Genomic DNA, 18,309 nt, shown 5'->3' with positions numbered 1-18,309 from the left:
TTCATTGTCTTCCCGACCAGGGTGAGTTTCAGACTCCCCTTATAGCCCCCCGCGTGTTCTCCCTCCTAAATTCCCGCACTCGAGAAAACCCTGCGCCCCGGGCGTCCAGCACGGCATCGCCCAAGCCTATGACGACGCGGCCTGGACCCACATCGCGACCTCCCTGCCCCGCGCGGAGAACTACTCATGAGCACCAGCACCGCCCTCGGCATTGCCATCAATGAAGCCGCGCCCAATCCCACCGGGGCCTGCAATGCCTGCCAGCGCACCGGCCTGCCGATCCTGCCGCTGCGGGCGGCCTATGCGCCAACGCGTTTTGCCATGCACAAGAAGACGCCCGTGTCCGGCTCGGGGCCGGCGTCGATCCCGATGATCCTCGACCAGCCGCGGATACTTCGTCAGGGCTACCTCTACGTGCTGCTGGACCAAAAAGAATGGCAGGCCTACCAGGTGACGCCGGAAGGTGCGTTGCGCCAGTTCCGCCCTTACCAGGTCCCGCGCGAACAACCGAGGTCGCTGAGCCCTTCCTGCATCGCCCAGGACCACGACTTCAGTGCGTCCTTTATCAATATCGACGCCGACACCTACTCGACTGCGTGGATTGCGTTCGCCAACGATCCATGGCCAGAGAGCGTGCTGGATCAGTACCGGCGTGGCACGGCGGATGACGGTACGGCGCTGGACGGCCGATTCCACAAGCTCGATCTGAAGGCGGCGCGCGACAACCCGAGCAGCGTCGGCACCGTGATGACCGAGCAACACCTCGAGATCACTCAAGTGCTGGAGTACTCGGAGGCCAACCCCGGGGACTTCGTCAGCGTCCACGGCTTCTACAGCCGCCATCACCGAGGTGGGCTCTTTTTACGCCATGTGCGGAACTTGGTTCAGCGGGAAAACCTGCAGGAGGGGGGAGTGCTGGCGGTGGTGCTGCCCGACCCGATTGGCCGGGTGCAGGAATGCAATGCCCAGCGGGTAAGCGGGGTCAGGGCCCTGCAGGAGTGGCGCGCCGAGCCGAAGCGGCGTTTCGAGTTCTTCACCTCCCAGGCACTGCTCGGCATCAAGGAGCTGCGCGATGCCTGGGCGGTTGCCGAGGCCAGCGAAGAGGCCAAGGCCCTGGACGAACACCATCGCCGTTGGAACAACAGCGCGGCAGGGCTCAGGGCACCGCTGCCGCCCATCGATGTCGAGGCCGAAACCCAACGCGGGACCCGACTCAAGCAGACCGAGGCCCGCGAGCGGCTCGAAGAGCGGTACGACGAAGCCCAACGGGCGAGTTTCGAACGGGCCTACCTGGCCGAGCAAAAGGCCTGGCAGCAGGCCATCGACCGCGAGGGCGAGCTGTACGCCCGGGAATACCAGGCCGCGCCATTCCAGCTCGCCGCCCGGTATGACTACAGCGTGACCTCCACACGCTCCGTAGAAGGTTTTATTCGCATGATGAGCCTGTGCCTAGTGGGCGGCCCCAGCGAAGTCATCCATCCAGACACCGAGACCCTGGGCGCGACCCAGCGCCTCTGGAAAACCCTGCTCGAAGACCGCCAGAGCCTGCTTTATCAGGCCTTGCTGGCCAAGGACCAGGCACTGTTCGACCAATTGAAAACAGCGCTGGCGGGCGATGATCTGGGCAAGCTCTACGACACCCTGAAAAGCATCATTGCCACCCACGAAGGCAAGGAGCTGATGATCGCGCCGGTCAAGCACGCCATCGGCCAGATACTGGCGGCCACCACCAATGCCAGTAACGCCCTGACGCAACAGCTGTCGGCACAGACCCAGACGCTGATTGGCCATGTGCACAGCGCGGCCTTTCTGCGCTACGCCGGCCAGCAGGTGACCCAGGTTGTGGTGTCCCTGAGGCTTGGCGAATACCTATCCCTGCTCAACGAGGCGATGCAAGAGCGCACCGATCAATTCATCACCCAACTCGACCAGAAATTTCGCAAACCCGCAGAGCGAAAGATCCGCGCCATGGTGGTGAGCGGCGCCATTGCCATCGCCGTCTCCGGCAACCACGGCAAATTGGTCGACGTCATGCTCTGGTCCCTGGAAAGCGCCCAAGACCTGCAAGCCCGCCTGGAAAAACTGCGGGCCAATGCCAGCACCAACGTTACAGAGGCGCTGCGCAGCATCAGCATCGGCGCCGCCACGCTCCACAGCGGCAGCACCCGGCTGCTGCATACGCTGGCTATCAGCATGGACGACGCCCAAGCGCTGGCCAGAGGCGCCATGCAACGGATGCGCAATACCGCTATCTCCGCAGCCCCTGCCGGCGCCGACCTGCTGCTGGGCCTGGGCAGCCTCTGGTTCCAGCAAGACAGCCTGCGCAAAAACTTTGAGACCTTCCTCAACACCCCGGGCAGCGGCAATCCCGAGGCGCTGGCGGCGGTGTGGTCGTCGTCCATCGGGGTAATGGGGGTGGGGGTCGAGATTGCGGGTGTAGGGACTCAGCTATTGCGGCCGGGGCTGACGACCACGGTGCGGGTGGCAGGTCAGGTGCAGACGGTGATGATGGGGGTGCGAATTGCGCAGTATGGGGGGGCGATTGCTGCGGTCGCGGGGGTGATGGATGGAACGCAATATATATTTGCATTACTTCGGACTTCATCAAGAGGTGACAGTGAAGCAGCACAAATCTACGGAGTTGCTAGTAGTTTGGCCTTTGGTTCGGCAATAGCCGGCACAATGGGTGCACTCGCAGTTGAAGCAACGCTACTTGGCCCGATTGGCATAGCTCTTGCGCTTGGGCTAACCGCATACGCTCTTGCAACATGGGCAAAACAACTTGAGTCGCAACCACTTGAGTTATGGGCACGATATTCAACATGGGGTTTACCCGAAACGCATCGCCGATGGAAACATCCTCATGATATGGATTATGCCATCGGCACCTTAAATGCCGCAGTGCTCGGCATGACGGCTGAAGCAGCGATAAGTGTGCGTTTTCAAAGACAAAGTGATCTACAAGCAGCGGGCCAGACTGGAGTTGTTTACGATAGCGAGAACATTCCATCTGGTATCTATTTAGACTACAAAATTAGACTTCCGGGCCATGATACTAACGCATCGCGCTACCAGTGGGAGTTGGAGGTCTATCGCCCTGGCGACGATAGCGGAAGTACCATTGCATGCGGACAGACTGGTGGGTCAAATGGGCCACTATTACCGTCGTCCTCTTCACGAAATTTGGACTACAACCCGCAAACGACGACTCCTGCACTGAATCAAAATACTGTATCGCAAACATTTGAAATCAGCGGAGCTATTGCACTAAATGTAAATCACAGCATCCATGCGATTTTGCTAAAGGTTTCTTACTGGCCCGAAAAAAATGATGAGCTCGGCGTTGCTCATTTGAAATTGACAGATGACAAACTGGACTATTAAGCAAGGACATATGAAATTGACCGCACCTAATCTCAACCCTCCTTGCTCTGGCTGGCAAGAGGATCTTCCACTGCCAAACGCACCTCCGCCTGCCATAGCCTCACTTGATAATAATGGGTCCAATCACTTGAGTGATTATTATTTAGAACTGCCTAGGGCCTCGTTCCGGGCAAGAGGGATTATGTTGTGGATGGGGCTAATTATGTTGTTATGGTTGGTGACGTTAACCATAGGGCCATTCTCTTTTATTCACTCTACAAAACCATCAATTTTATTGATTGGCATAGTTTCTACCCTAGTATCTTTTTGGATTTCTCTACTAGCCATTAGGCTAGATTTATCAATACCACGTGATCTACCACTGCGTTTCAACCGAGCCCGCCAACGCATCTACGCCTACAACTTCAACTACCGCTGGTGGAACCCTTTCGAACGTTGGCGCGTTATCCCCGTGGCCTACGACTGGTCACAAGTCCGCGCCGAACGCTGGAAAAAACGCGGCGCCACTGCCCAAGGCGCGCTCATCATCAAATGGGGCGTGGTCCTGTCCATCGTCGAGCCCGGCACCAATAAAGTCATCGACCGTTTTCCACTAAGCACCATGGGCGCCGATGAGTTTGCCTGGGCCTATATCTGCACTTACATGCAGCAAGGTCCCTCGGCCCTGCCACCGCCAGGACCACCGCGCGACCCTAACGATGTGCCCTGGTACAACTTGGCCCTGCGCCTGGCACCGAAGGTGAAGTGGCCGGCCGAGATGGATCGTGAGTCGCGGACGGCGCCGTGAGCAGAAAGCGTCAGGTGGCGCTGCGACACCCCGGCAGCCGTCTCTCTGGGTGATGGACACTTTTAGTTTGCGTATGCTGCTTAGCCGTCCCAGGAGCAACCCCCATGCTTATTGTCTTCAGCGGCCTGCCCGGCACTGGTAAAACCACCATCGCCCGCTTGCTGGCCGTGCGCCTGGGCGCCACTTACCTGCGTATCGACAACATCGAGCAGGCGCTGCGTGACAACGGTATGCGCGAGGTGGGCAAGACTGGCTATGACATTGCCAATGCCCTGGCCCGCAGCAACCTGGCCCTGGGCAATCAGGTGATCGCCGACTGCGTCAATCCGCTGGCCGAGAGTCGTGAGGCCTGGCGCGCGATCGCCGATGGCGAGGGAGTAGGGCTGCTGGATATCGAGGTGCTGTGCTCCGACCTCGATGAACACCGGCGCCGGGTGCAAGGCCGGGAGTTGGATGTGCCGGGGCTGGTGCCGGCGAGCTGGCAGTCGGTGTGCGAGCATGACTACCAGCCCTGGACTGTGCCGCCATTGCGTCTGGACAGCGCCCAGTTGTTACCGGAAGAGGCAGTGCAACTGATCCTCGAGCAGCTCGCCGCCGGTCAGTGAAGCGGTATGTTGCAAGCTGTTTCAACACGCGCTGTACAGGGGGCGCCAACAGGGCTTTTTCAGGATGGAAGCGGTGTTGGCTGGCTGTTCTGCCGTGACCCGTTACCGGCAGATTGCCCGCCGTTTCGCCGATGATCCCCCGGCCAATACCCCAACTCCATAGGGGCCACGCAGCAGTATCAACGAGGGTAGCCACGGCTCAGTCAGTTACAGCGCATTTGCCCGGGATACGGGCGAAAAGAGCGGTGACTGCCGCGGTGCTGCGCTTTTTCGGACGCAGATGGTGCGTGCAGTACCGCTGTTTTCAGCACCGGGCGCCCAGGGTTACGTCGGGTGGTCAGGCAAGTTGGGTAAAAAAGTCCCGGTTAAGGGGCAAAAAAACCGTCAGCCGCGCTTTCTGCACTTTTTTCGGTCGCTCCAGGGGTGGGCGATCCGTGGGGATGATGTTGCCGGCTCAACCGATTCAGTGAAGATCGGTGTTCATGTCTCATATGTGAATAAAAATGTCGCTTTATAGATGATATTGCGGGCCGTCTCGGCAAAATCCCCAAGGCACGGCATTTGGGCATAGCGATTGCAAAAGCCCTGAAGAGACCGGGGGCATGCCAATGCCTGAGTGCCGGTCCGTTGTCTTCTTTAAATTCCCCTCTTACCCATCAGCAAGGTCACGACGTCATTGCCTGTCCTGGCGCTGCCGCCCTTGCCGAAAAAACTGCACACAGTCCAGCGCAACGTTCGCGTCACGCGTCGCCGTGCTGCGTGTGCATCGTCCCCGGATAGCTGCAACGCACAATGAGGTGCTTTACAACCCAGTACTGACCGCACAGCGCAAGGCCCGATTTATCGAAATAGAGAGCGTAAATAAAAAGCCGTTTAAACCACGGCGAGGAGTGGGGTATGTCCCGTGCTTTTTTTAATGAAATGTATGACGCGAGTGGTGGCTGCCGCCCACATTATCAGGAGTTTGCCCGCTGGCTGGCGGACACTCCCTTGGAGTTGCTGGACCAGCGTCGGCGCGAAGCCGACCTGTTGTTCCATCGCGCCGGCATCACCTTCACTTTGTACGGGGACGAGCAGGGCACCGAACGGCTGATTCCGTTCGACATCATTCCGCGCAGCATCAAGGCCAGTGAATGGCAGACGGTCGAGCGCGGCTGTATCCAGCGGGTCCAGGCGCTGAACATGTTCCTGGCCGATATCTATCACGGGCAACACATTCTCAAGGAGGGCATCATCCCGGCCGAGCAAGTCCTGGCCAACGAGGGTTACCAGGTGGCGATGCAGGGCCTGGATCTGCATCGCAATATCTATTCGCATATTTCCGGGGTCGACCTGGTGCGTGATGGCGACGGCAGTTACTACGTGCTCGAAGACAACCTGCGCACCCCCAGCGGCGTCAGCTACATGCTTGAAGACCGCAAGATGATGATGCGCCTGTTTCCGGAGCTGTTCGCCGCGCAGCGGGTGGCGCCCATCGACCATTACCCGAACCTGCTGCTCGAAACCCTGAAAAGCTCCTGCCCGCTGGACAACCCCACGGTGGTCGTGCTGACCCCCGGGCGCTTCAACAGTGCCTATTTCGAGCATGCATTCCTGGCCCGCGAGATGGGCGTGGAGCTGGTGGAAGGCGCCGATCTGTTTGTGCGTGACGACCGGGTATTCATGCGCACCACCTCCGGCGCCCAGGCAGTGGATGTGATCTACCGCCGCCTCGACGACGCCTTCCTCGACCCGTTGTCGTTCAACCCCGATTCGATGCTCGGCGTGCCCGGGCTGATCGCCGCCTACCGCTCGGGCAATGTGGTGCTGGCCAATGCTGTGGGCACCGGGGTCGCCGACGACAAGTCGATCTACCCCTATGTCGACGAGATGATCCGCTTCTACCTCAGCGAAGAGCCGGTGCTGAAGAACGTGCCCACCTGGCAATGCCGCAAGCCGGCGGAACTGTCCCATGTGCTGGCCAACCTGCCGGACCTGGTGGTCAAGGAAACCCAGGGCTCCGGCGGCTACGGCATGCTTGTCGGGCCGGCGGCCACGGCGGCGGAAATCGAGGATTTTCGCGCCCGGCTCAAGGCGCGCCCGCATGCCTATATCGCCCAGCCGACCCTGTGCCTGTCGACCTGCCCGACCTTTGTCGAAAACGGCATCGCGCCGCGGCATATCGACCTGCGTCCCTTTGTGCTGTCGGGCAGCGAAACCCGTTTGGTGCCCGGTGGCCTGACGCGCGTGGCCTTGCGCGAAGGCTCGCTGGTGGTGAACTCGTCCCAGGGCGGCGGCACCAAAGACACCTGGGTAGTGGAGGACTGACACATGCTTTCAAGAACCGCTTCCGATCTGTACTGGATGTCCCGTTACCTGGAACGCGCGGAGAACCTGGCGCGCATGCTCGAGGTCAGTTACTCGCTTTCGCTGATGCCCCAGGCCGGGCGCAGCGACGGCCACGCCGAACTGGCGATGTCGCTGCTGGCTGCCGGCACTCTGGACGATTACAACGAGCGTTACGGTGAGCTCAATACCGAGCGCATGCTGCATTTTTTTGCCCTCGATGAAACCAACCCCGGCAGCATCTTCAGCTGCCTGCGGGCGGCACGCAGCAACGCCCATGCGGTGCGCGGGCGGATCACCGCCGACATGTGGGAAAACATCAACGCCACCTGGCTGGAAATGCGCAACATCGCCAGCAACGGTCTGGGGCGCTACGGCATCAGCCATTTCTGCGAGTGGGTCAAGGAACGCTCGCACCTGTTTCGCGGCGCCACCTCGGGCACCATCATGCGCAACGATGCCTACTGCTTCATTCGCCTCGGGACTTTCCTGGAGCGGGCCGACAACACCTTGCGCCTGCTGGACGCGCGCTACGAAATGTTCGGCGAAGAGTCCGAGGAGGTCAGCGACAACTCGGCCCGCGGCTATTACCAGTGGAGCGCCCTGTTGCGAGCCCTGTCGTCGTTCGAGGCGTTCAACGAGATCTACCGCAATGCGCCGAATGCCGAACAGGTCTCGGAAATGCTGCTGTTGCGTGCCGATGTGCCGCGTTCGCTGCACGCCTGTATCGAAGAGCTGGACCACATTCTCGCCAGCCTGCCCGGCACCAACGGGCGCCCGGCCCAGCGCCTGGCGGCGGAGCTGAATGCACGCCTGCGCTATACCGGGATCGACGAAATCCTGGCCTCGGGGCTGCACCTGTGGCTGAGCGATTTCATCGCCCGGGTTCGCCACCTGGGGCAGACCGTGCACGAGTCTTATCTGGAGGTTGTATGAAACTGTCCATCCGTCACGACACCACCTACAGCTACGCCGACGAGGTCTGCACCAGCATCCAGTTTTTGCGCCTGACGCCCCAGGACAGTCAGCGCCAACGCATCCTGCAATGGCACCTGGAATTGCCGCGCCTGGTGCGCAGCCAGATCGACCCCTACGGCAACATCCTGCATGTGCTGACCCTGGACGAACCCCACGGCGCCATCGTGCTCACTGCCTATGGCGAAGTGGAAATCGACCGCTCCCGGGAGGTCGAGCCTGACAGCCAGTCGCCGCTGCCGTTTTTGCGCAGCAGCCACCTGACCCAGTGCGACACCGCCTTGAGCGCCTTTGCTGTGCAGCATTGCGGTGCGCGCCGTGATCGCGCGGCGCTCACCGACCTGATGCACGCCCTGGCCGACCACATGCCTTACAGCCCAGGGGCCACGGCGGTCGACAGCACCGCCGCCGAGTCCTTTGCCGGCGGGGTCGGGGTGTGCCAGGACCACACCCATGCGTTTCTCGCCTGTGCTCGCAGCCTGGGAATCCCGGCGCGCTATGTCTCGGGCTACCTGTGCACCGAGGATGAAAGCCACCTGGCCAGCCACGCCTGGGCCGAGGCCTGGCTCGACGATGGCTGGTACAGCTTCGACGTGACCAACCGCCTGACCCGGCCCGAACGCCATCTGAAACTGGCGCTCGGCCTGGACTACCTCGACGCCTGTCCGGTGCGCGGCATGCGCCGTGGCGGCGGCGCCGAGCGCATGCAGGCGCGGGTCCAGGTCAGCTCGATGGTGCAGGTGCAGCGGTAAGGGCCACCCAGGAGCGAGCCTGGGCGTCAGTTGGAGCCGGGATGCTGGTAGTCCCGGCACCAGGCGTCGCCGTAGCGGCTGAGCAGGGCCTGGGTCAGTTGCTCGCTGTCGGCGGTTTCGCTGACGCGGAACAGGGTCCACACCAGCGGCCGCAGCAACTGATCGCGGGTCCGGTAGCCGGGGACATCAACGATGCTCTCGGCACGCTGGGTGAACCATTGCTCCAGCAGGCGCTGGGCATCGGCGTCGGCCCCCAGCAGGAACACGAACACCAGGCCGATCAGGTCCAGGTTCCAGCTCAGCATCGGGTTGTCAAAGGCCACCTCGGCCAGGGGCAGGCTGCGTAGCAGGGCGGCGATTTCTCCATGCAGCCAGGGATCGTCGGCGAACTCGGTCTTGAGCTTGGCTTTTTTGCTCAGCATCCCGGGCTGATGGGAGAAGCGCCGCAGTTGTGTCAGCAGCGCCAGCTTGCGCGTATACCCCGTCAACGACACGTCGCCGGTAAACAACAGGCGCATGACCCAGCGGTTCAGGCGGCAGCGCGGAAATCCGTGTTGCTCCAGAACCTCGGCGGCCTGCCCGGCGGCCTGGGTCAGCAGTGGCCAATGGGCGTCCTTGCTCACAGGCGGGGTCAGGCCATTGAGCAGCAGGTGGTAATAAAACGCCTGCAGGGTGGCCTCGGGCAGGTCCCGGGGCGGCTTGCGACTGAGTGGAGTGATAGCCGGGTGATGCTGGTTGTAATACTCGTTGTAGCTCAGTTCCTGATCGAAGCTGTCTTGGCCGGAAGCGATAAAACGCTCCACCGTATCCGTGCTGGAAGTCATGGGCAGTCCTGTGCATCAAGGGGGCGGGCAGTATAAGAAAAACCGCCGCCATGGCGCACCTCATGAGGGCGGCAGGTAGCTTTTTCGGTACTCGTCCGGGGTCGCGCCCATCATCTTGCGGAACATGCTGATAAAGGCCGAGGCGCTGCTGTAGCCCAGGTCCAGGCCGATGGTTTCCACGGTCTGGCCTTGTTCCAGCAGGGCCAGGGCTTCCACCACTTTCAGGCGTTGGCGCCACTCGATCAGCGACATGCCCAGGTCGCGATGGGCACGGCGCATCAAGGTGCGCTCGGTGGTGTTGGCGGCGCGGGCCAGCTGTGGCAGCGAGCGCGGATCGCCAGGGGCGGCTTTCAGCGCACGCAACACCGGGCCCAGCAGCGGGTCGTCGGAGGATGGCAGGTAACTGCCGGCGCATGAGGCTCGGGCCAGTTTATCCACCAGCACCTGCAACAGGCGTTGCTGCTCCTCGGTCTGGGGCTGGCTCGGCGGGTCGCGGCGCAGGTCGTTGAGCAGCGCCAGGATCAGCGGGCTCAGGGTCAGCGCGCAGTGGCGGCTGGGCAGGGCGCCGCACAGCTCGGCGCTCAGGTACAGCGAGCAATGGCACGCCGCATGGCGGTTGAAGCCGACGTGCTCGACGTTCGGCGGCAGCCAGATGCCGTATTGGGGCGGCGCCAGGTAATGGTGATCGCCCAGTTCGATTTCCATCACGCCGCTGTAGGAGTAGACGAACTCACCCCAGGCATGGCTGTGACGCGGGTAGGTGGCCTGGGCCGGCATGCACTCGGTGCGAAAGAAGATCGGCGCCGGCAGCGACTCGGTAAAGGGTGGGATGCGCAAATGCTGGGCGGTGTGGCGCATGGAACACCTGCTTGGCGGATAAGTGTTATGGATTGTCGGATAAAGACTATATCAATCAAATCTGTCAGTCGGACAATGCCAGCTCACTTCCCCCCCAATCAAGGACGCCCCATGGCCAATCGCCAAGCGCTCGATGCCAATGCCACTCTGTTGATGGTCGGCCTGTGCGCGGTCTGGGGTTTTCAGCAGGTCTCGTTGAAAGCCATGGCGCCCGACATCGCGCCGATCCTGCAGATTGCCCTGCGCTCCGGTCTCGCTGCGTTGCTGGTCGGGGCCTTGATGCGCTGGCGCGGGGAAACCCTGGCCGTGGGCGAGGGCCACTGGCGCCCGGGGTTGCTGGTGGGGGGGCTGTTCGCCCTGGAGTTTCTGCTGGTGGGCGAGGGCCTGCGCTACACCACGGCCTCGCACATGGTGATTTTCCTCTACACCGCGCCGATCTTCGCCGCCCTCGGGTTGCACTGGAAACTCCCTGCCGAGCGGCTCCAGGCCGTGCAATGGCTGGGCATCGGCGTGGCTTTCGCCGGGGTGGTGGTGGCATTCAGCGGACACTCCGGCCCGGCCCAGGGCGCCAGTACCTGGCTCGGGGATTTGCTGGCGGTGCTGGCCGGCGTGGCCTGGGGCGCGACCACGGTGGTGGTGCGCTGCTCGCGCCTGGCGGCCAGCCCCGTGACCCGGACCCTGCAATACCAGTTGCTCGGCGCCTTTGTCTGGCTGTCGCTGGCGGCCCTGTGGACCGGGCAGACCACCCTGCATTTCACGCCCATGGTGTTCGCCAGCCTGACCTTCCAGGTGCTGCTGGTGTCGTTCGCCAGTTTCCTGGTGTGGTTCAGCCTGTTGCGTCGCTACCTGGCCTCGCGCCTTGGGGTGCTGTCGTTCATGACCCCCCTGTTTGGCGTCGGCTTTGGTGTGTGGCTGCTGGACGAACCCCTGGAGTCGAACTTTATTCTCGGTTCGTTGCTGGTGTTGGCGGGGCTCGTGCTGGTCAGCGGTTATGAGTGGTTGCAGCAGCGCCTGGCTCGCCGCGCATTGGCGGGCCAGGGCCGGTTGTAGCAGCCGGGGCTGGGTGGCCAAGTTTGGGCGGAGCCTGAGCCATCAACGACGGCGCTTATCGTGAACCGTGCCCGCAAAACCAGTACCGCCTTCATCAACACTGCACTGGCGGTCAGCAGGCGCAGGCAGTTCTGTATCAGCCGGCACCTGGTGCCGGTTCAGGATTCGGCAGCGCGCCGGGCCTGGAGAATCTCCTCGCGCAGTTTTTCTGCGCCACTGCAGGCCGGATCCTGCGGGCCGAAGCGGCAGGATTTTTGTAGCACCTTGAGCGCCAGCTCAAGGTCGGCCTTGACCCCGATCCCGCGACTGAGGTGGAAGCCGTACATGGTGCAGGCCCAGGGGTCGTCGAGGTCACAGGCTCCAGCAAAGGTCTGGACTGCACATTGGCGAGCCTCGGGGCTGTCGGCATCCGCCGCGAGCATGCCGGCGGCGCGGTTGGTGCACCCGGAGACCAAGCCCAGGCTGCATGCCCGCTGGTACAGCGGCTCATAACCCTCGTTGGCGCCACCGGCCGGTTGCAAACCATTGGCCAGCCAGTAGCAGGCATTGGCGTCGCCGGTTTCGCAGTGGGCCAGGCAGCTTTCCATGCGCCCCGGGCCCTGGCAGGGATCGGCTCGCAGTGGCTGGAGGGTGGCGCGCGCCGGCATGGATTCGGCCGGGCATTTTTTGGCCTGGGCCTGCCAGGCGGCGTTGGCCTGGACCCGGGCCGCAAGGCTGGCGCTGAGCTTGAGCGGGTCTTGATCGGCGTTGGCGTGCAAGGCCGAGAACAGCGTAATAGCCAGTAGCCAGAGGCGATGGGCGGAGCGCATTGAGGGAATCCTTTCTGGGGGGGCTGCGTATCTTAAGTAAATTCATGGCCGGTTCCAGGGCTTTCCCGGTATCGGTCGCAGTTTATTTCGAGCCAGGTCCACGTGCCTCTTGAACGGGACAGGTTCAACTCTGTACTGTATATGCAAACAGTATAGGGTTTAGCCATGCAGCTGATCGACAAGCTGAGCATCCTCGCCGACGCCGCCAAGTACGACGCGTCCTGCGCCAGCAGTGGTGCGCCCAAGCGCAGTTCCGCCGGCAAGGAAGGGCTGGGCTCGACCAATGGCATGGGCATCTGCCACAGCTATACCCCGGACGGGCGCTGCGTTTCGCTGTTGAAGATCCTGCTGACCAATTTCTGCCTCTATGACTGCCAGTACTGCGTCAACCGTCGTTCCAGCGACGTGCCCCGGGCGCGGTTCAGCCCCGAGGAAGTGGTGACCCTGACCCTGGACTTTTATCGGCGCAATTGCGTGAGCGGGCTGTTCCTCAGCTCGGGGATCATTCGCTCGGCGGACTACACCATGGAGCAGTTGGTGCGGGTGGCCAAGCTGCTGCGCGAAGAGCACGAGTTTCGCGGTTATATCCATTTGAAAACCATCCCCGAGGCCGACCCGCTGTTGATCGCCGAAGCCGGGCGCTACGCCGATCGTCTCAGCGTGAACATCGAGTTGCCGACCGACCTGAGCCTGCAGACCCTGGCTCCGGAGAAGCAGCTGGGCTCGATCAAGCAGGCCATGCAGACCATCTACACCGGCGAGCAGACGGTGCTCAACGAACCCCGGGCGCCGCGTTTCGCACCGGCAGGGCAGAGCACCCAGATGATCGTCGGCGCCGACGATACCGACGACAGCACCATCCTCCACAGCGCCGAAGCGCTGTACGGCAATTTCCGTTTGCGCCGGGTGTATTACTCGGCTTTCAGCCCCATTCCCAACAGCCCGAAAAGCGTGCCCCTGGCCGCGCCGCCACTGATGCGCGAGCACCGTCTGTATCAGGCCGACTTCCTGTTGCGCAGTTACGGCTTTAGCGCCGATGAGTTGTTCAAGGGGCCGGGGCACCTGGCGCTGGACATGGACCCGAAACTGGCCTGGGCCCTGGAACACCGCAGCGTGTTCCCCCTGGACCTGAACCGCGCCGAGCCGGCGCTGATCGCCAGGATCCCCGGCATCGGCCTGCGCACCACCCAGCGCCTGGTGGAGTTGCGCCGCGAGCGGCGGATCCGTTACGAAGACCTGGCGCGCATGCGCTGCGTGCTGAGCAAGGCCAAGCCGTTTTTTATCACCAGCGACTATCACCCGCAGCAAGCCGAAAGCAGCAGCGCGCTGCTTTACCAGCAGTTGCGGGAGCGTCCGCAACCTCAACAGATGGGCTTGTGGGGATGATCTGCCTCGACTGCGACGAGCTGTTCGAAACCTGGCGCCAGCAAGCGCGCTGGTTGCTCAGCCACGGCATTGACCCGAGCCGGGTCAGTTGGTGTGGGACCCAAGTGGCCGACCTGTTCGCCACCGATGAAGCGTACCCGCCACACATGGGACCGGTGCAGGCGCGTATACCCAAGGCCTTGCTCGGCTTGCTGGAACACGCCGCGCGCTATCACGGCGAGCAGCGCTGGAGCCTGCTGTATGAGGTGCTGTGGCGGGTCAGCCACGGCGATCGCACGGCCATGCTCAGTGGCGACCGCCTGGGCAGCGAATTGCAGCGGCGGATCAAGCAGGTGGACCGCGAGGCCCATCACCTGCATGCCTTTGTACGATTTGTCGAGGTGCCGCCAGGGCCGGAGGGCGCGCAGGGGGCGACTGCCGAACAGCCGCAGTACGTGGCCTGGCATGAGCCTGCCCATGACATCCTGGCCAGCGCCAGCGAGCATTTTATCGGGCGCATGGGCCGCCATCGCTGGATGATCGCCACCCCCCGGGACGGCGTCTATTACGACGGCCAGACGCTGATTCACCAGCGCCGCTGTCCCGTGGCCTGGCAGCAACTGGCGCAAGGCGTGCAAGACCCCGGCGGTGAAATGTGGCTGGCCTACTACAGCCATATTTTCAATCCTGCGCGGCTCAACCCCAAGGTCATGCAGGGTCACTTGCCAGCGCGGTTCTGGAAGAATCTGCCGGAAGGCCCGTTGATCCCTTCGCTGATCAGCGAAGCGCGCCACGGCAAGCAGCGCGACGGGCAGGCCAGCCAGGTGGCGAATCGTCCGGGTAAACGTATCGGCCCAGCGCAACCAGACACCCTTTGAAACGGACCAGGAGCAGCATTGACGATGGATGATGGCAAGGGCATTACCGAGGCGTTCTGGTCGCAACAGGTGAGTGATGACGCCAAGATGCTGTGGCGGGTGGGCAGTCGGGGCATCACCTTCCTGGCGGCGCTGTTGCTGCCCAAGACCGGCTTGCAGGTGCTGGATATCAGCGTCGCGGTGCTGACGGCGTTGATTCCACTGTTGGTAATCGAGACGCACCGCGCCTATTCCAAGTTTTCGCCGGGCTTTCTTGCGGCCGTGATCAGGATTTGTGTCAACGGCACCAGCGTTGCCGTGGCGTGCCTGGGGTTGCTGATTTACATCGGGGTGGTAGTGCCGGTGGTGTCGGCGATCGGCAGCGTGTTTTTCCTGGAAGTCCTGCGCAGCTTCAATGGCCAGGGGGCCGGGCCCCTTGAACAGGTATTTTTTAGCGTGTTTGCCATGGCAATCCTGTTGGCCCTGGTGATCGCGGTATTGAGGAATTTTCGCGAGTTGAACATCCTCGAGCTGGTCTATCGGCTGCCACGGGCCCAGGTCGAATGGGTGATGACACAGCGGCCGATGCGGGCCAGCAATTGGGGGATGTTCGTCTGGTTCGAGCTGTGCGTGTTGATCGCCAGCTTCGTCTACACCCTGACGGTATCCAAGGCAGCGGTGTTGCTGGTGGAGGGTTTCAGGCAGGTGCTGGCGTTGTTTCAGGTCAGCGTTTGAGACCGTGATTCGGTCGCTGGGTTCCGATATTCAGGCAGGTTTTAACTCCTGCAATAGCACCTTTTGCAAGTTGGCTTAGTGCGGTTTTTGAAGGGTCGTGTAATGGCGTGTTAGTCCGTTTTCTTATGTTGATTTTGGTGGTTTTTGAACTTTAAGTTTACGCTGCGACATTGAGTTGGCATGATGAAAACACCCCTCGCCTTGATTGGGAAAATAATAATTTAATCGTGCGTGGGCTGTCCGTAACCAACTAGCGGATTAAGAATAAGAACTATCTTAGCTCTTGATAAGACAAGTCTTATTGATTAATAAGTGGCATGTTCGGTTTTTAGTTGTCAGTCATTCACCGATTGTTAGTGCATTTCTAACTAGTCCGAGCTTGAGTTGGTGCCACTCTGTCGACCCGGAGTATTACGTCATGCGCATTGCCATTCTCGATAATCAACCGCTGGAGCTTGAGCGGTTGTGCGAGGCGCTGAGTTCCTACAGTTTGTCTGACGGTAGTTCCCCACTCTGTACCGCGTTTTCCAACAGTCCGGATCTGCTGCGCCGGCTCAAGCGCGAGACCTTTGACCTGGTCATCCTCGATTGGCAGGCCACCGAAGTCAGCGGTTTGCAGGTGCTGCTGTGGATCAAGGAGCATCTGCGGCCCGAGCCCCCGGTGATCATGGTGACCTCACGCAGCGCTGAGCGTGACGTGGTCCAGGCCCTGAACGCCGGCGCCGACGAGTACATCAGTAAACCCTTCCGCCAGGCCGAGCTGCTCGCGCGCTTGAATAACGTGTTGCGCCAGCGCCAGGGCGACAAGGGCCGAGATGAGGGGGCGGTGGTCTTCGGCAATCTGCGTTTCAACGTGCATGAGGGGCAGGTCTGCGTTGGCAGGACCCCGGTGGCCTTGACCCTGCGCGAGTTCAACCTGGCGTTGCTGCTGTTTCGTAACCAGGGCCGGCCCTTGTCGCGCAGCTATCTGTATGAACACCTGTGGATGCGCGATGAAGTGTTGTCGTCCCGGACCCTCGATACCCATATCTACCGCGTGCGCAGCAAACTGAAGCTGACGGCCGAGCACGGTTGGGTACTGAGTACGGTCTATGGCTACGGCTATCGGCTCGAAGCGCTCAATGCCTGAAAGGTCATGTTTTTCAGGGTTTTGGCGTGCGCGGCGCTGCCAGGCGGCTTGTTGCTGAAGGAGGGTTCAAGGCGTCGTCGCACACCTGTTTACGGACGTTGAGCAGGTTGGCGGCAGCGGGTGAGCGGGCGAGTATCCTGGCGGCTTCCAGCTCACGTTTTATCGGTCCCATTTCCTCACGTCGCGGCGGCCCCATGCGCCCGGCATAGCCGGTGATGATCTGGTTGGAGTGGGTGCCGCAGCGAGTTGAAAGTAACGGCGCGAGCGTCAGCGGATTGCCTGGGCCCAAGGCGGGAACCCGCGGTTGCGGCCCAAATTCGGCATCGGTGACAGGGGGCGGTGAGCTGATAAGCACACCATGCTTGAGAGGGGATAAGGCATTTCCAAGGTGATGCGTGATATGGGCTGTCTGCAGCATGAATATCTTCAGGACTCGCCAGAACTGACCCTCGACCAACATTTTTGAGTTCGCTGTATTAAGGGGGTTAACTCCATGTTATGTGTTTGCGTTTCAGCTGTTATGCAAGTTGACAATTGCTCAGAATTACTTGCTGTTAAATGTCAAAAAGTTTGAAATTCCTAGCGCTCCCTTAATGCCTCCTTGGCCTTGTTGAAAGGTTTGATCAAGTAAGAGAGCACGCTTTTCCTGCCGGTACGAATGTCCACCGTGGCAATCATCCCGGGCACTATGGGTAAGGGTCTGCCAGCCTTGTCCAATAAGGAGTCGCTGTCGGTCAATATGTGTACCCGGTAGTAATAGACATCGCGGTGTACATCGTCCTGCAAAGTATCAGGTGAGATAAATATGACCTTTCCCGATAGCCCGCCATAAATCGAATAGTCATAAGCCGAGACTTTGACGCTGGCCACTTGCCCTGGATGGATATACGCGATGTCTCGGGGCGAAATGCGCACTTCAACTTGCAGGCGTTCATCCAGGGGCACGATCCGCATCAACTGGCCATTGGGCGGGATGACCCCGCCGATGGTATTGATCTCGATGTCTTTGATCACCCCGCGCACTGGCGAAGTGAAGGTCAGGCGGGTCAGCGAGTCGGTGCGCCCGCGGGTCACTGATTCCTGGGCGTCGATCTCGGCGTTGGCCTTGGCCAGTTCCTCGCGGGCCTTGACCAGATACTGGCTCTGGGTGTCGGTGTAGTGGTTTTGCAGTTCGTTGAGTTGGCGTTTCAGGCGCAGCACCTCCACAGCGCTGGCGGCTCCCTGGGCGACCAGGGGCGCGGTCAGTTGCAGTTCGCTGCGAATCAGGTGCATGGCCTCGTCGAGCCCCTCCAGGGATTTGTCCAGGCTTTCGCGGCGCGAGTGATAGAGCGCGGTTTCGGCGGCGACCAGGCTGGGGTCGGCCACGACCTCCGGCGGGAACTGCAAGGGCGTGCCGTTGACCTCGGCCATCAGGCGCGCGGCGGTGGCCTGGGCGGCGCGACCGCGGGAGGCACTTTCCTCCACGGCCGACTCGACCCGGATCGGGTCCAGGCGCGCCAGTACCTGGCCCTTGCTGACGATCTGCCCCTCTTGCACGCTCAAGCTGGCGAGCACACCGCCTTCCAGGGACTGGATCAGTTGCTCCTTGGAAGAGGCGATCACTTTGCCGGTGCCGCTGGACACCTCGTCGATCTCGAAGTACCAGGCCCACAGGCCGAAAGCCAGGACCGCCAGCGCCAGGCAGGCGATCAACCGTGAAGCCCCCGGCAGCTCCTGTTCGGAGTGGTTGAAGCCGTCCGCCGGCAGGGTGTCGGTGACGTGTGGGAAGGGTTTGGGGGGATCGACCTGATGCGGTCCGATCGGCATTGAATGAGGCATGGCAGAGGTTCGCTCACACAGGGAAAGTTAAGACAG

General features: G+C 61.5%; 16 protein-coding genes. 11 read left to right on the top strand and 5 right to left on the bottom strand.

All coding sequences use genetic code 11. From position 1 onward, the window contains the following. The first annotated feature begins 186 nt into the window (after positions 1-186). The 6 genes from ACOZJV_RS06680 to ACOZJV_RS06655 all read left to right on the top strand — a co-directional run bounded on the left by ACOZJV_RS06680 (position 187) and on the right by ACOZJV_RS06655 (position 8,828). Complete coding sequence (locus ACOZJV_RS06680) at positions 187-3,384, top strand: T6SS effector BTH_I2691 family protein (protein ID WP_421547156.1); 3,198 nt, start codon at positions 187-189, stop codon at positions 3,382-3,384. A 10-nt stretch (positions 3,385-3,394) separates the two neighbouring features. After that, a complete protein-coding gene (locus ACOZJV_RS06675) occupies positions 3,395-4,171 on the top strand; it encodes a DUF6708 domain-containing protein (RefSeq protein ID WP_421547155.1) in 777 nt (258 codons plus the stop codon). A 104-nt stretch (positions 4,172-4,275) separates the two neighbouring features. Next, entirely contained in the window at positions 4,276-4,776 is a 501-nt protein-coding gene (locus ACOZJV_RS06670) for an AAA family ATPase (protein ID WP_421547154.1), read from the top strand. A gap of 897 nt (positions 4,777-5,673) precedes the next feature. Beyond that, positions 5,674-7,083: a circularly permuted type 2 ATP-grasp protein gene (locus ACOZJV_RS06665; protein WP_020298782.1), complete on the top strand. Its 1,410-nt coding sequence runs from the start codon at positions 5,674-5,676 to the stop codon at positions 7,081-7,083. Positions 7,084-7,086: 3 nt separating this feature from the next. Next, positions 7,087-8,037: an alpha-E domain-containing protein gene (locus tag ACOZJV_RS06660; RefSeq protein WP_020298781.1), complete on the top strand. Its 951-nt coding sequence runs from the start codon at positions 7,087-7,089 to the stop codon at positions 8,035-8,037. Further along, positions 8,034-8,828 carry a transglutaminase family protein gene (locus tag ACOZJV_RS06655; RefSeq protein WP_421547153.1) on the top strand — a complete coding sequence of 265 codons (795 nt, stop codon included), beginning with the start codon at positions 8,034-8,036 and terminating at the stop codon, positions 8,826-8,828. The genes ACOZJV_RS06660 and ACOZJV_RS06655 overlap by 4 nt, the downstream gene beginning before the upstream one ends. Positions 8,829-8,854: 26 nt before the next feature. On the opposite strand, the gene ACOZJV_RS06650 is transcribed toward ACOZJV_RS06655, so the two are convergent. Next, on the bottom strand, positions 8,855-9,652 hold the full coding sequence (locus tag ACOZJV_RS06650) for a hypothetical protein (protein ID WP_421547152.1): 798 nt from the start codon (positions 9,650-9,652) through the stop codon (positions 8,855-8,857). Between the two features lie 60 nt (positions 9,653-9,712). Beyond that, positions 9,713-10,510 (bottom strand): helix-turn-helix domain-containing protein, encoded by a 798-nt coding sequence (locus tag ACOZJV_RS06645; RefSeq protein WP_421547151.1) that lies wholly within the window; start codon positions 10,508-10,510, stop codon positions 9,713-9,715. Positions 10,511-10,621: 111 nt separating this feature from the next. On the opposite strand from ACOZJV_RS06645, the gene ACOZJV_RS06640 reads away from it, so the two are divergent. Beyond that, a complete protein-coding gene (locus ACOZJV_RS06640; protein WP_078471540.1) occupies positions 10,622-11,560 on the top strand; it encodes a DMT family transporter in 939 nt (312 codons plus the stop codon). Positions 11,561-11,718: 158 nt separating this feature from the next. Here the strand turns inward: ACOZJV_RS06640 and ACOZJV_RS06635 are convergent, their stop codons facing one another. Next, positions 11,719-12,369, bottom strand: a complete 651-nt coding sequence (locus ACOZJV_RS06635) for a sel1 repeat family protein (RefSeq protein ID WP_421547150.1) — start codon at positions 12,367-12,369, stop codon at positions 11,719-11,721. A 165-nt stretch (positions 12,370-12,534) separates the two neighbouring features. Here ACOZJV_RS06635 and ACOZJV_RS06630 point away from each other — a divergent pair, with 165 nt between their 5' ends. The 4 genes from ACOZJV_RS06630 to ACOZJV_RS06615 all read left to right on the top strand — a co-directional run bounded on the left by ACOZJV_RS06630 (position 12,535) and on the right by ACOZJV_RS06615 (position 16,455). Next, positions 12,535-13,755, top strand: coding sequence for a putative DNA modification/repair radical SAM protein (locus ACOZJV_RS06630; RefSeq protein ID WP_078471538.1), 1,221 nt, complete (start codon positions 12,535-12,537; stop codon positions 13,753-13,755). Continuing rightward, positions 13,752-14,612 (top strand): TIGR03915 family putative DNA repair protein, encoded by an 861-nt coding sequence (locus tag ACOZJV_RS06625; RefSeq protein ID WP_421547149.1) that lies wholly within the window; start codon positions 13,752-13,754, stop codon positions 14,610-14,612. Before ACOZJV_RS06630 ends, ACOZJV_RS06625 begins: the two co-directional genes overlap by 4 nt. Before the next feature lie 24 nt (positions 14,613-14,636). Continuing rightward, positions 14,637-15,326, top strand: a complete 690-nt coding sequence (locus tag ACOZJV_RS06620) for a hypothetical protein (protein ID WP_421547148.1) — start codon at positions 14,637-14,639, stop codon at positions 15,324-15,326. Between the two features lie 418 nt (positions 15,327-15,744). Next, positions 15,745-16,455, top strand: a complete 711-nt coding sequence (locus tag ACOZJV_RS06615) for a response regulator transcription factor (protein ID WP_421547147.1) — start codon at positions 15,745-15,747, stop codon at positions 16,453-16,455. A gap of 13 nt (positions 16,456-16,468) precedes the next feature. On the opposite strand, the gene ACOZJV_RS06610 is transcribed toward ACOZJV_RS06615, so the two are convergent. Then, entirely contained in the window at positions 16,469-16,915 is a 447-nt protein-coding gene (locus tag ACOZJV_RS06610; protein ID WP_421547146.1) for a hypothetical protein, read from the bottom strand. 119 nt (positions 16,916-17,034) lie between these two features. Continuing rightward, on the bottom strand, positions 17,035-18,261 hold the full coding sequence (locus ACOZJV_RS06605) for an HlyD family efflux transporter periplasmic adaptor subunit (protein ID WP_421547589.1): 1,227 nt from the start codon (positions 18,259-18,261) through the stop codon (positions 17,035-17,037). Between the last annotated feature and the right edge of the window lie 48 nt (positions 18,262-18,309).

This window comes from Pseudomonas sp. QD4 (assembly GCF_049199125.1).
Taxonomy (GTDB): domain Bacteria; phylum Pseudomonadota; class Gammaproteobacteria; order Pseudomonadales; family Pseudomonadaceae; genus Aquipseudomonas.
The sequence above is the reverse complement of the archived record's forward strand: the minus strand, read 5'-3'. Positions and strand labels throughout refer to the sequence as shown.

What these genes read in the sequence shown, in the direction of transcription:
- ACOZJV_RS06655 (WP_421547153.1), top strand. Translation starts at nt 8,034, where the DNA reads ATGAAACTGTCCATCCGTCACGACACCACCTACAGCTACGCCGACGAG.
- ACOZJV_RS06630 (WP_078471538.1), top strand. Translation starts at nt 12,535, where the DNA reads ATGCAGCTGATCGACAAGCTGAGCATCCTCGCCGACGCCGCCAAGTAC.
- ACOZJV_RS06680 (WP_421547156.1), top strand. Translation starts at nt 187, where the DNA reads ATGAGCACCAGCACCGCCCTCGGCATTGCCATCAATGAAGCCGCGCCC.
- ACOZJV_RS06620 (WP_421547148.1), top strand. Translation starts at nt 14,637, where the DNA reads ATGGATGATGGCAAGGGCATTACCGAGGCGTTCTGGTCGCAACAGGTG.
- ACOZJV_RS06625 (WP_421547149.1), top strand. Translation starts at nt 13,752, where the DNA reads ATGATCTGCCTCGACTGCGACGAGCTGTTCGAAACCTGGCGCCAGCAA.
- ACOZJV_RS06660 (WP_020298781.1), top strand. Translation starts at nt 7,087, where the DNA reads ATGCTTTCAAGAACCGCTTCCGATCTGTACTGGATGTCCCGTTACCTG.
- ACOZJV_RS06665 (WP_020298782.1), top strand. Translation starts at nt 5,674, where the DNA reads ATGTCCCGTGCTTTTTTTAATGAAATGTATGACGCGAGTGGTGGCTGC.
- ACOZJV_RS06650 (WP_421547152.1), bottom strand. Translation starts at nt 9,652, where the DNA reads ATGACTTCCAGCACGGATACGGTGGAGCGTTTTATCGCTTCCGGCCAA.
- ACOZJV_RS06640 (WP_078471540.1), top strand. Translation starts at nt 10,622, where the DNA reads ATGGCCAATCGCCAAGCGCTCGATGCCAATGCCACTCTGTTGATGGTC.
- ACOZJV_RS06610 (WP_421547146.1), bottom strand. Translation starts at nt 16,915, where the DNA reads ATGTTGGTCGAGGGTCAGTTCTGGCGAGTCCTGAAGATATTCATGCTG.
- ACOZJV_RS06645 (WP_421547151.1), bottom strand. Translation starts at nt 10,510, where the DNA reads ATGCGCCACACCGCCCAGCATTTGCGCATCCCACCCTTTACCGAGTCG.
- ACOZJV_RS06675 (WP_421547155.1), top strand. Translation starts at nt 3,395, where the DNA reads ATGAAATTGACCGCACCTAATCTCAACCCTCCTTGCTCTGGCTGGCAA.
- ACOZJV_RS06605 (WP_421547589.1), bottom strand. Translation starts at nt 18,261, where the DNA reads ATGCCGATCGGACCGCATCAGGTCGATCCCCCCAAACCCTTCCCACAC.
- ACOZJV_RS06670 (WP_421547154.1), top strand. Translation starts at nt 4,276, where the DNA reads ATGCTTATTGTCTTCAGCGGCCTGCCCGGCACTGGTAAAACCACCATC.
- ACOZJV_RS06635 (WP_421547150.1), bottom strand. Translation starts at nt 12,369, where the DNA reads ATGCGCTCCGCCCATCGCCTCTGGCTACTGGCTATTACGCTGTTCTCG.
- ACOZJV_RS06615 (WP_421547147.1), top strand. Translation starts at nt 15,745, where the DNA reads ATGCGCATTGCCATTCTCGATAATCAACCGCTGGAGCTTGAGCGGTTG.